Origin of the sequence: Corallococcus sp. 4LFB, assembly GCF_046520365.1 — a bacterium.
Lineage (GTDB): Bacteria > Myxococcota > Myxococcia > Myxococcales > Myxococcaceae > Corallococcus > Corallococcus caeni.
Window position 1 is genome coordinate 1 of record NZ_JBKGHJ010000269.1, and the last position, 11,522, is coordinate 11,522.

Annotated in this window: 9 protein-coding genes, 2 pseudogenes and 1 riboswitch; of the genes and pseudogenes, 6 read left to right on the forward strand and 5 right to left on the reverse strand. The window is 68.9% G+C overall.

What is annotated here, in order from left to right:
- Both ACLEQD_RS25685 and hisG read right to left on the reverse strand, forming a co-directional pair.
- On the reverse strand, window positions 1-599 hold a 599-nt coding region (locus ACLEQD_RS25685), incomplete at its 3' end, for a histidinol dehydrogenase (RefSeq protein WP_410387593.1).
- Entirely contained in the window at window positions 596-1,453 is an 858-nt protein-coding gene (gene hisG / locus ACLEQD_RS25690; RefSeq protein ID WP_410387594.1) for an ATP phosphoribosyltransferase, read from the reverse strand. The genes hisG and ACLEQD_RS25685, both read right to left, overlap by 4 nt.
- A gap of 293 nt (window positions 1,454-1,746) precedes the next feature.
- Here hisG and thiO point away from each other — a divergent pair.
- From thiO to moaA, 3 genes and pseudogenes are all read left to right on the forward strand, one after another.
- Window positions 1,747-2,860, forward strand: a pseudogene (gene thiO, locus ACLEQD_RS25695) (glycine oxidase ThiO).
- A 172-nt stretch (window positions 2,861-3,032) separates the two neighbouring features.
- Window positions 3,033-4,265, forward strand: coding sequence for an HD-GYP domain-containing protein (locus ACLEQD_RS25700; RefSeq protein ID WP_410387596.1), 1,233 nt, complete (start codon window positions 3,033-3,035; stop codon window positions 4,263-4,265).
- A 67-nt stretch (window positions 4,266-4,332) separates the two neighbouring features.
- Window positions 4,333-5,337, forward strand: a complete 1,005-nt coding sequence (moaA, locus tag ACLEQD_RS25705) for a GTP 3',8-cyclase MoaA (RefSeq protein WP_410387606.1) — start codon at window positions 4,333-4,335, stop codon at window positions 5,335-5,337.
- 3 nt (window positions 5,338-5,340) lie between these two features.
- Here the strand turns inward: moaA and ACLEQD_RS25710 are convergent, their stop codons facing one another.
- Window positions 5,341-5,751 carry a DUF4870 domain-containing protein gene (locus ACLEQD_RS25710; RefSeq protein ID WP_171412400.1) on the reverse strand — a complete coding sequence of 137 codons (411 nt, stop codon included), beginning with the start codon at window positions 5,749-5,751 and terminating at the stop codon, window positions 5,341-5,343.
- Between the two features lie 131 nt (window positions 5,752-5,882).
- Window positions 5,883-7,759 (reverse strand): annotated as a pseudogene (thiC, locus tag ACLEQD_RS25715) (phosphomethylpyrimidine synthase ThiC).
- Between the two features lie 43 nt (window positions 7,760-7,802).
- Window positions 7,803-7,915: riboswitch (TPP riboswitch) on the reverse strand.
- 425 nt (window positions 7,916-8,340) lie between these two features.
- Between thiC and ACLEQD_RS25720 the strand changes: the two are divergent.
- A complete protein-coding gene (locus tag ACLEQD_RS25720; RefSeq protein WP_410387598.1) occupies window positions 8,341-8,901 on the forward strand; it encodes a hypothetical protein in 561 nt (186 codons plus the stop codon).
- Window positions 8,898-9,866, forward strand: coding sequence for a hypothetical protein (locus ACLEQD_RS25725; protein WP_410387600.1), 969 nt, complete (start codon window positions 8,898-8,900; stop codon window positions 9,864-9,866). Before ACLEQD_RS25720 ends, ACLEQD_RS25725 begins: the two co-directional genes overlap by 4 nt.
- Before the next feature lie 10 nt (window positions 9,867-9,876).
- Here ACLEQD_RS25725 and ACLEQD_RS25730 read toward each other — a convergent pair whose 3' ends face one another.
- Complete coding sequence (locus tag ACLEQD_RS25730; protein ID WP_410387602.1) at window positions 9,877-10,992, reverse strand: hypothetical protein; 1,116 nt, start codon at window positions 10,990-10,992, stop codon at window positions 9,877-9,879.
- A gap of 237 nt (window positions 10,993-11,229) precedes the next feature.
- On the opposite strand from ACLEQD_RS25730, the gene ACLEQD_RS25735 reads away from it, so the two are divergent.
- Window positions 11,230-11,522: hypothetical protein (locus tag ACLEQD_RS25735; protein ID WP_410387604.1), on the forward strand; the 293-nt coding region annotated here is incomplete at its 3' end.

Genomic DNA, 11,522 nt, shown 5'->3' on the forward strand with positions numbered 1-11,522 from the left:
GCCAGCGCGGCCACCGCACCCGCGCCGCCCAGCGCGAAGACCCGGTCCGCGCCCGCCAATGCCGCCGCCGCGAGCACGCCCGCGCTCGGCAGACCGTCCGGTCCTGGCGGTGAGCAGACGATGACCTCGCCCACGCCCGCCACCTTCGCGGGGACCACGCCCATGAGCACGCTGCTTGGGTACACCGCCCGGCCGCCGGGGGCGTACACGCCGACCCGGCTCAGCGGATCCGGCCGGCGGCCCACGACCACGCCGGGCTCCGTCTCCACCTCGGTGGCCTGGGGCCGCTGCGCCGCGTGGGCCCGGGTGATGTTGCGCGCCGCGCGGGTCAGCGCCTCGCGCACGCCGGACGGAATCGACTCCAGCGCCGCGTCCCACCGTGCGCGTGGAACCTCCAGGGCCTGCAGCTCCACGCGGTCGAACTCGCGAGCGAAGTCGAAGAGGGCCCGGTCACCTTCCGCGCGCACACGGGCGATGATCGCCTGCACGCGGGAAGCCACCTGGGCGTCCGACTCTCCCGTGCGCGCCAGCAGCTTCCGAAGCGCATCCGGCTCCAGTGCGGACAGGTCACCCTGATACTTGAGGACCGGAGCGCTCATGCCATCAACCTCTCGATGCGCGTGACGAGGATGCCCTGCCCGCCCAGCGCCTTCAGCGCGTTGACCGTGCGGTAGAGCGTCTTCGACGAGACCACCGCGTGCACCGCGACGAAGTGGCCCCCGTTCATCACGTCCACCACCGTGGGGCCGTTGAGGCCGGGCAGCACCTCGCGCACCTGCTCCAGCGACGCCTTCGGGACGTTGGCCATCAGGTAGCGCCGTCCGCGCGCCGCCAGCACGGACCCCAGCGCCTGCGTCAGCTCCTCCAGCGTGCGCCGGGCCTCCGCGCCGTTGCCCGGATACGCCACCAGCCGGGCGCTGGACTCCAGCACGGTGGACACCTCCCGCAGGCCGTTCATCTTCAGCGTGGAGCCCGTGGACGTGAGGTCCACCACGATGTCCGCGATGCCCAGGTGCGGGGCGATCTCCGCCGCGCCGCTCACCGGCACCACCGTCACCTTCTGCCCGCGCTCCTGGAAGAAGGCCTGCGTCAGCCGGGGGAAGCAGGAGGCCACCCGCATCCCGTCCTTCACGTCCTCCACGCGGGTGATGCCGCTCTCGTCGCGCGCGGCCACCACCAGCCGGCAGCGGCCGAACTCCAGGTCCATCAGCGGCTCCAGCTCGCGCCCGGCCTCGTTCACCAGGTCCCAGCCGGTGACGCCCGCCTGCGCGGCGCCGTCCGCGACGAACTCCGGGATGTCCTGGGCGCGGACGAAGATGGCCTCGAACTCGCCGCCCAGGGACGCGGTGAGGGCGCGCTCGCCGCGGGCGCGCACCTCCAGGCCCGCGTCGTTGAACAGCTCGCGCACTTCCTCGGACAGACGTCCTTTGTTGGGCAGGGCAATCTTCAACATGGTCGGGCTCGGGGGACTGCGGTCGTGGAAACGAAAAAAGGCCCGTCCTGGGGGGACGGGCCTTCGGTCACTGCGGCATCTGCCGGAAGTGGGTGCGCTCTAGTGCGTCACCCAGGCATGCGCGCGGCGAACGGTCCCGTCATGGGCCGGCCGATGATGCGCATGGTGGTGATGCAGGGACGTGGAACGCACGGCCCTAGGGTTAACGACTGGAGGCCCCGGCGTCAAGTCACCCCGGGTCATCGCCTGTCTTGACGCTTGCAAACCCGTGCTCGCTTGAGCACAAGCGGCGCATGGCAACCTCCGACGTCCTCGTGGTGGGCGGTGGCGTGATGGGCTGCGGCATCGCGCTGAGACTCCGGCAGGCCGGTGTGCGCGTGACGGTGCTGGAGCGCTCCATCCCCGGCGCCGAGGCCTCCAGCGCCGCGGGCGGCATCCTCGCGCCGCAGTGGGAGGCCGACGGACCGGGCCCCTTCTTCGAGCTCTGCCTGCGAAGCCGCGCCCTCTACGGGAGCTTCGCCGCCGAGCTGCGTGAGCTCTCCGGCGTGGACATCGCGTACCGGCCGTGCGGCCTGCTGCGCGTCGCGTTCGACGAAGCGGACCTCCACCACGTGGAGTCCACCGTGGGCTGGCAGCACGGCATGGGGCTGCGCGCCCAGCTGCTCGACGGCAAGGCCGCGCGCGAGCTGGAGCCGCACCTGTCCCCCACCGCCGTGGGCGCGCGCACTTCCCGGATGATCACCAGGTGGACAACCGGCTCCTCGTGCGCGCGCTCACCATGGCCGCCGCGCGCGTGGGCGCGGTGTTCAAGAGCGGCTACGTGCGCGGCGTGGTGCACGAGCACGGCCGCGCGGTGGGCGTGGACCTGGACGGCGAGGTGCTGCGCGCGGACGCCGTGGTGCTGGCGGCGGGCTCTTGGTCGTCCCTGGTCCAGGGTGCGGGCGTGTCGGCGCAGGCGGTGCGCCCGGCGCGCGGGCAGATGGTGCAGCTGCAGACGCGGCTGCCGCTCCTGGAGCGCGTGGTGACGTCCGCGAAGGGCTACCTGGTGCCGCGCGCGGACGGGCGGATCATCGCCGGGAGCACCATGGAGCACGTGGGCTTCGACAAGCAGGTGACCGCGGCGGGCCTGGCGCGGATCCTCGACATGGCGCTGGAGCTCTGCCCGGACCTGGGCAGCGCGCCCGTGGTGGAGACGTGGGCCGGCTTCCGTCCCTGGACCCAGGACGCCCTGCCCTACATCGGGGAGGGCCCACGCCCGGCCTGTTCCTCGCCACGGGCCACTTCCGCAACGGCATCCTCCTCACCCCCATCACCGCGAAGCTCGTCGCCCAGGCCGTGCTGGGAGAGAAGCCCTCGGTGGAGCTCTCCCCGTTCCGCTACGACCGGGGGACAATGGCGCGCGGCTGACGCAGGGCGCCTGCCCGCCCTACTCGCGGAGGCGGGGAATGCGCCGGGAACCCGGGACGTTCACCCCGGCGCCAGGGCTCGCACCCCACCCTGGACGGCAGGGAGGCGAGGGGGTGATGATTTCTCGCACGCGTTCGCCTTTAATCCCTGGAAACCTCTAGAATCTTCCACCGTGGAAGCCATCCCCCCCGCACCGCCCAGAATCCTGATCGTCGACGACGACGACTCCGTCCGCGACGTCATCTCCGTGCTCCTCCGCGAGGAGGGCTACAACTGCGTCGTGGCCAACGGCGCCGAGATGGCGCTCGACGTCGCGGGTGAAGAAGAGACGCCGCTCGTCATCAGCGACATGAAGATGCCGGGCCGGGACGGGCTGTGGCTCCTGGAGAATCTGCGCGAGCGGCTGCCGGACACGTCCGTCATCATGCTCACCGGCTACGGCGACACCGAGTCCGCCGTGGACTGTCTGCGCCGGGGCGCGGTGGACTACCTGCTCAAGCCACCCAAGCTCACCGACCTCATCCGGGCCATCGAGCGTGCGCTCGCCAAGCGGCGCATCGAGATGGCGCGCAAGCGCTACCAGAAGAAGCTCGAGGGCAAGGTGCGCGACCGCACCGCGGAGCTGCGCAGCGCGCTGCACAACATCGCCAACACGTACCAGAACACGCTGCTGGCGCTGGTGGCGGCCCTGGACGCGCGCGAGCACGAGACGAGCGACCACTCGCAGCGCGTGGTCAGCTACACGAGCGCCATCGCCAGCCGCATGGGCATCCACGGCAAGGAGATGGAGGAGATCGGCCGCGGGGCGCTCCTGCACGACATCGGGAAGATCGGCGTGCCGGACGCGGTGCTGCTCAAGCCCGGCAAGCTCACCCCCGACGAGTGGCTGGAGATGCGGCGTCATCCGGAGATCGGCTTCCAGATGATCCAGAACATCCCCTTCCTCTCCACCCCGGCGGACATCGTCCTGTCGCACCAGGAGCGCTACGACGGCGCGGGCTACCCCCGCAACCTCCAGCGCAACGAGATCCACATCGGCGCGCGCATCTTCGCGGTGGCGGACACGCTGGACGCGATGACGAGCGACCGGCCGTACCGCAAGGGCACGACGTTCGCCAACGCCATCCAGGAGATCAAGCGCTGCGCCAACACGCAGTTCGACCCGGATGTGGTGAAGGCGTTCCTGGACATTGGCGAGGAGGGGCTCATCCACATCAAGAAGCAGATGGCGGAGAAGAAGCTCAACCCGATGCAGGCCGCCGCGGACGCCGCCGAGGCGGAGTCCGAGCTGGCGCGGCTCACCGACCTGGACGACGAGCCGGACTCTCCGCCGGTGGGCAGCACGGCCACGCCCATTGGCGCGCCGCCCGTCGCCATCCGCTCCGCGTCCGGCACCGAGGGCTGAGCCTGCTCGCTGGAAGCGGTGCCTTTCCGCGGCAGGGTTGCTATCCATGAAGGCGGAAGGCCCCGCGATGACCGCCCCCCTGCCCGCTCCGAATCCGCTCGCCCCGCCGCTCTGTGACGCCCAGGGGCGGCGCATGACCTACTTGCGGTTGAGCATCACGGACCGCTGCAACTTCCGCTGCACCTACTGCTCGCCCGCGTCGTGGGGCGGGAAGAAGGACCTGCTGAACGCGGGCGAGTTCGAGCGCATCGTCTCCGTCTTCGCGCGCATGGGCATCCGCCGCGTGCGCCTGACGGGCGGCGAGCCGCTCGCCCGGCCGGACATCCTGGAGATTGCCCGGCGCATCGCCGCGGTGGCCGGCGTGGAGCACCTGGCCATCACCACCAACGCCAGCCGCCTGGAGTCCCTGGCCGTGCCGCTGCGCGACGCGGGCGTCACCCAGCTCAACCTGAGCCTGGACACGCTGTCCGCGGACGTGTTCCGGCGCATCTCCAAGCAGGGCGACTTCGCGGCGGTGCTGCGCGGCATCGACGCGGCGGCGGGCGCGGGCTTCCAGTCGCTGAAGCTCAACGTGGTGGTCATGCGCGGCGTCAACGACGCGGAGGTGCCGGAGCTGGTGTCCTTCGCGCACGCGCGCGGCCTCACCCCGCGCTTCATTGAGTTGATGCCCTTTGGCCAGGGCACGCCGGTGCCCACGGCGGAGCTGCTGGAGCGCCTGACGGCCGCGGGCCGCGTCCTCACCGAGGAGCCGCCGGAGAGCGCCGCGTCCCCCACGTCCGGCCCGGCGCGCTACTGGCGCACGGAGGGTGGGCGCGTGGGGTTCATCTCCCCGCTGACGCAGAACTTCTGCGGCGGCTGCAACCGGGTGCGGGTGGCGTCCAACGGCGACCTGCGCAGCTGCCTGGGCGGCCGGGCCCAGGCGCCGCTGCATCAGCTCATCCGGGGCGGCGCGACGGACGAGGAGCTGGCCGTGGCCGTGCGCCGCGCGCTGGGAGAGAAGCCGGAGGGGCACCGCTTCACGGAGGCCGGAAACGGCGCCACGCTCCTGCCCATGATGGGCATTGGCGGCTGACGGCTACTTCACCAGCCGCAGGTTCACGGGGTAGCGGTACAGCTGGCCCTCGTTCGCCTTGATGCCGCCGATGACGCTGAACACCAGCGACGCCAGCGCGACGACGGGCACCAGGATGAAGCCCACGCCCACGCACATCAGGATGCCGGAGACGAACATCGCGATGAGCGTGGTGATCTGGAAGTTGAGCGACTCCACCGCGTTGCCGCGGACGAAGGACGACTCCTTGCCCTTGGTCAGCATCAGGAACAGGGGCACCGCCCAGCCCAGGAAGCCCGCGCCCACCACCAGGCCGGCGATGGCGCCCAGATGGGACAACATCCCCATCGTCTTCTCATCCTGGGTCGCCGTGGGCGAGCCGGTGATGAACGAGCCGAACTGCTGATCCTCACGCTGCTGGGGGTCCATGTCCATGAGAGCCCTTCCGGTAAGTCTGGGGGGCGCGACGGGTGCGCCCGGATGGCCCAACATGGCATGCCGTGTCGGTGCCTGTCATCCAGCGGACAGGGGGCCGCGCCAGGGGGCCCCCGTCCGCCGGCCGGCTCTCAGCGGTACAGCTCGTGGCCGGCCTTCTTGAATTCCTCGCTCTTGTCCTTCATCCCCTGCTCCAGCGCCTGGGTCTCGTTGACGCCGACCTTGTCCGCGTAGTCGCGCACGTCCTGGGTGATCTTCATGGAGCAGAAGTGCGGCCCGCACATGGAGCAGAAGTGCGCGACCTTGGCGCCCTCCGCGGGGAGCGTCTCGTCGTGGAACGCGCGGGCGCGCTCGGGGTCCAGGGACAGGTTGAACTGATCCTCCCAGCGGAACTCGAAGCGCGCCTTGGACAGGGCATTGTCGCGGGCCTGCGCGCCCGGGTGGCCCTTGGCGAGGTCCGCGGCGTGGGCGGCGATCTTGTACGTGATGACGCCTTCCTTCACGTCGTCGCGGTCGGGCAGGCCCAGGTGCTCCTTGGGCGTCACGTAGCAGAGCATCGCCGTGCCGAACCAGCCGATCATCGCCGCGCCAATGCCGCTGGTGAAGTGGTCGTAGCCCGGCGCGATGTCCGTCGTGAGGGCCCCAGCGTGTAGAACGGCGCCTCGTGGCACACGGCGAGCTGCTTCGTCATGTTCTCCTGGATGAGGTGCATGGGGACGTGGCCGGGGCCTTCGATCATCACCTGCACGTCGTGCTTCCAGGCCACCTTCGTCAGCTCGCCCAGCGTCTCCAGCTCGCCGAACTGCGCGGCGTCGTTGGCGTCGGCGATGGAGCCGGGGCGCAGGCCGTCACCCAGGCTGAAGCTGACGTCATACGCCTTCATGATCTCGCAGATCTCCTCGAAGTGCGTGTAGAGGAAGTTCTCCTGGTGGTGGGCGAGGCACCACTTGGCGAGGATGGAGCCGCCGCGGCTGACGATGCCGGTGAGGCGCTTCGCGGTGAGCGGGACGTACTGGAGGCGCACGCCGGCGTGGATGGTGAAGTAGTCCACGCCCTGCTCGGCCTGTTCGATGAGGGTGTCGCGGAAGATGGCCCAGGTGAGCTCCTCCGCCTTGCCGTTCACCTTCTCCAGCGCCTGGTAGATGGGCACGGTGCCGATGGGCACGGGCGCGTTGCGGAGGATCCACTCGCGCGTCTCGTGGATGTTGCGGCCGGTGGACAGGTCCATGACGGTGTCCGCGCCCCAGCGGATGGACCAGACCATCTTCTCCACTTCCTCTTCAATGGAGGACGTGACGGCGGAGTTGCCGATGTTGGCGTTGATCTTCACCAGGAAGTTGCGGCCGATGATCATCGGCTCCACCTCCGGGTGGTTGACGTTGGCCGGGATGATGGCGCGGCCGCGGGCGATCTCGTCGCGCACGAACTCCGGGGTAATCACCCGCGGAATGGAGGCGCCCCAGGAGTGGCCGGGGTGCTGGGCGGCGAGTGAAGCGTCGAGCTTCTGGTTCTCGCGCACGGCGACGTATTCCATCTCCGGCGTGATGATGCCCTTGCGGGCGTAGTGCATCTGGCTGACGTTGGCGCCGGCCTTCGCCACGCGGGGCTTGCGGATGTGGCTGAAGCGCAGGCCATTGAGGCGCGGGTCGGCTTCGCGGGCGCGGCCGTACTCGGAGGTGATGCCGGACAGCTCGTCGGTGTCGTTGCGGGCGCGGATCCAGTTCTCACGGACGGCGGGCAGGCCCCGGCGCAGGTCGATGTCGGCGGCGGGGTCGGTGTAGGGGCCGCTGGAGTCGTAGACGTAGACGGGAGGGTTGGGGGTTTCCGGGCCGCTGCCGGCGGGGCCGTGGTGACGCGTGGGCGTCTGGGCGATTTCGCGCAGGGGGACGCGGAGGTCGGGGTGCAGGGACCCGGGCGCGTAGACCTTGCGCGAGGCGGGAAGCGGGCCGCGGCTGATCCCCTCCAGCACCTTCCCATCGACCTTCAGGCTCTTGGACGCTCCACTCATCGGACGGCTCCTCGTGAGAACGGACGGGAGACGGGACGGGCCTGGAGCACCCACACCGCTTCCCTCCGCCGGTACTAACCGGTTCAGGTTCAAAGGGATCGAACGCGGCCACGCGCCCGTCTCAGCCTCCTTCCGGAGGCACCCCTAGCGACTGCGGAGCGGTGTAGCGCAGGGGGAAGCCCGCTTCAACCCGGGTGGCCTTGAGCCTGGGGACAGTGGACGCACGGCGGCCCTCCAGGGAGGGGCGCTGCGTCAGGGAATGCGTTTCAGGGCTTCCCAAGCTGCTTGTGCGAGAACGCGGCTCCCAGCCAGGCCGGGGCCTTGCTTGTGATTACGACATCGGCTGATCTCCAGTGGACCCCATGAAGCGGCAGAACGCTGCCTCGCTCCCATCCTGGAGGTGTATTTCCATGTCCCAAGATGCCCCTGTGACCGCGACGCCAGCCGGTGCCACGACTCCGCCACGCGCCAGGCTCGGAGGCCTCCTCCTCCTGGGCGCCGGGGTCATTCTGCTCGTCGTCTTGGGGACTCGGGTTGCATCCTCTCTCAGCGCAAGCCCGGGCTCCGTTGAGGCCACCGGGATGTTCGTGCCCACCCTGTGGCTCGACGAGGTGGCCAGCTTCACACCACACCCATCTTTGACTCCGGATCGTCGGGAAGAAGTTCGCAAGCTGCGCGAACAGGCCAACCTGTACGTCAGGACCTATGTCGCGCGGAACCGGTCAAATGCCCAGCGGGCCCAGTACTCCGAGTGGCTCGCGTTTGGCCTCAGCTCGCTCATCACGGTGCTGGCGGGTTACTTCGGACAATTGCCAGAGCCGGGGACATCCCCAGCGGCTCCGAGCCCTGGGTCCCCTGCAACGGGAGGCCCCCAACCGGCCAGAGTTCCGAAGCGAGGGGCTCGCGCGGTCTCCCGAAGCAGGTTCGCCGTGATGGTGGGCGTCGTGGGGGCGCTGGCTGCGGTCTCGACCGGGTTCTCCAACAGGCTCCAGGCCGCCGCCGCAAAGAGCCTCGCCGAAGCCAAGGTCATCAGCGAGGCTTTTGAGAAGACGATGAAAATCGCCGCTGCGCCCACGAGCGAGGCGGATCTTGAAGAAGCGCTCGAAAGCCTCCAGCAAACGCTGCTGCTCAATGCCCCATGAGCCGCGCGACAATCCTGTTCGTCGCGCTGGTGCTCGCTGGCTGTACGGCCTCCGACTCCACTGAGCCAGCGCTCCCGCTGCCCCAGCAGTACGGGCTTCAAGAGTCATTCCGCTATCGAAGCGCCATCTCGGAGGCCGTGTCGCTGGCCAATAGGGTCCTGGGGCCAGGTGCGCCTGTTCGCTTGTATCCCTCCTGGAAGGGCGGTGAAGCCGGCGTCCAGCCTGTGTACGAGAAGGGCGGTGGCTTCTCGGTGACACTGCGGGTTCCTGTCTATGCGGTGGAAGGCAAGAACCTGGCCCCGGAGTATTTCGTCTTCGTCCCGCCCAAGGGACATGGCGTCTTCGTCAACGTGGACCGTCTCCCCGCCTTCTTCCGTCTGTTCTCTCCGACGACTCGCATCGGGGGTTTGCCCGTTGATGAGCCACGGGTCCTGGCATTCGCGCTGATGCACGAAGCAGGGCACCTCTTTCACGAGGACGCTGGCAGCTTTGACGGCACCCATCCCCTGGAACTCCAAGACATGCTTGCCGTGGAGCTGACCCTGGAGGACGTCAAGGCGGGGCGGACTGCCCATCTCAACCCAGAGCTTCGCGCGGATCTCTTCGCGCTAGAACATATCAAGGAGGCCTTGTCTGATGGCTCCAACATGGACAGATGGATGGAAGCCAAGGCCATTCAAGGAACGTTCAGCACGACGACGTTCAACATCACGGGACTGCGCGTCGTGGAGGGCTTCGGAGAGCAGGGGCTGGTGCGGCGGGCGCGCTTCCGGGACGCCAGCTACTCCCATCCCAATCTTGAGTTGCGCATGCATGTTCTCAACTACCTCAGCAACCCGGATGCCCTGGCGGAAGAACTGCTGAGTACCTTCCTGAAGGAGCGAAGCGCTCCGCTCGATGGCACCCCTCTTTTCATCGCTCCCGGGGCTTCGCCAGGGCTGATTCACCGGCTTGAGATGCCGTGACAGTGCTGGCTCATGCGACTTGATTTGCCGCTGCGCGGGGATGAGACGTCAGGGCGCGGCGCAGCACCTTCTCCGCCCATTCCAGCTCCTCCTGCGACAGGTCCAGGCCGAGCAGTTCGGCACCCTTGTCGTGCTCGATGACGATGCCCCGGCCCCGGGAGACTTTTGTCCTTGCGTCGCGCACGTCGATGTCCTGGATGCGCGAGGCCGGGATCCGCAGGACCTTCCGGGCCCGCCAGGGGCCGTACCGCGTCAGTTCGATGCCCCGCGAGGAGGCGTTGATGGACCACTGGCTGGTGGCTTCCCGGGCGACCCACCACCAGAAGCAGGCACCGCAGGCAACGAAGAGCGTGCTCACGAGGATGGGCACCGGCGAAGCTGCGGACTGCATTCCGAACATCTGCCGCCACTGCTTCAGCAGGAAGAGCGGCCCGCCTACCGCGATGAGGACGGCGAAGGCCGCCTGCGCGGCGTAGGTGGGACGCCATCCACACGGCGGCAGCTCCAGCGTCAGCCCCCGGGTGTCCTGCTTGAACTGGAGGCCACTGCCGTAGGGCAGGTCCGGGAGACGTTCACCCGTGAGCGGCGCTTCCGCCAGGCGCGCGGCCACGGAGCGGCTCTGCCCGCCTTCCACGCTCAGCCCCAGCCCGAGGAACCGGGCGGCGGCCTGGGCAAGGCTCAGCGCCTCGTCCCGGTCGTCGCTGTGGGACAGGACGAGCGCGCCGGAAGGCCCCATCAGCGCCACGACATAGACCTTCGCGATGAAGAGCCCCTCCGTGGACCCATTGTCGCGCAGGTAGAGGGCTACCGACGTGAACGACTCCAGGGGCTGCGGCTTCGCCCCCAGGGCTTCCCGGACACCGGCGCGGCGCCACACGGTCCGGGCCTCCTGATCCAGGACCACCTTCCACCGGGACGTCAGGTGGTGGAGGGACACGGCCCCCATGGCCAGCATCAGGAGCCAGATGCGCACATCACCGAAGAAGCCCATCGCGTAGGCAATGGCCGGGAAGGCCACCACGACCAGCGCCGCACCACGCGCCAGCCAGCCGTCGATGGGGCCGACCTTGTGCTGGATGTTCAGGAAGGGGCCGGCGATGGACCAGTCGTGAGTGCCGCAACGCATCCGCCCCACGTTAAAGCCCCTGTGCCAGGGACGAAAGGCACCGGTCCCGGCGCCCAGGAGCGCCCGGGTTACAGTAGGCGTGCTCTTCGCCGGTGTCCTTCTGGGCTCCGGCCTCACCTGGGGTTTCCATCCGTGCTGACACGAACGACTGTGTCCCTTCTTTGCGTCGCGCTGATGGGCGCCGGATGTGCCTCCACCGGGCATGGCGCAGGGTCATCCCCTGTTGACAGACAAGCGGTGCCGCTCCTCGTCTATTGGACTTCGAGCGTCTTCTTGTTTGACCGTTCTCCGAACGTCGCCATCTATCCATCGGGAGATGTCATCTACAAACAGCGGATGGGCATGGAGAAACCTCCCAGGTTCTATCACGCTCGCCTGACGCAGGCGCAGCGAGACGACCTCAAGCATCGCCTGAGGGCGCTCGACTCGTTGAAACCTTCCTACTTTGTTGCCAATGGGGCCTGTGTTCCAGATGCATCCGCTTCCGGTTTAGCTTCCGCTCCCGAGGGAAGCCTCACGCTTGCGTCGTT

Coding starts and splice junctions, on each gene's coding strand:
- hisG (WP_410387594.1), bottom strand. CDS start 1,453: ATGTTGAAGATTGCCCTGCCCAACAAAGGACGTCTGTCCGAGGAAGTG.
- moaA (WP_410387606.1), top strand. CDS start 4,333: ATGACCGCCCCCCTGCCCGCTCCGAATCCGCTCGCCCCGCCGCTCTGT.
- ACLEQD_RS25710 (WP_171412400.1), bottom strand. CDS start 5,751: ATGGACATGGACCCCCAGCAGCGTGAGGATCAGCAGTTCGGCTCGTTC.
- ACLEQD_RS25720 (WP_410387598.1), top strand. CDS start 8,341: ATGTTCGTGCCCACCCTGTGGCTCGACGAGGTGGCCAGCTTCACACCA.
- ACLEQD_RS25725 (WP_410387600.1), top strand. CDS start 8,898: ATGAGCCGCGCGACAATCCTGTTCGTCGCGCTGGTGCTCGCTGGCTGT.
- ACLEQD_RS25730 (WP_410387602.1), bottom strand. CDS start 10,992: ATGCGTTGCGGCACTCACGACTGGTCCATCGCCGGCCCCTTCCTGAAC.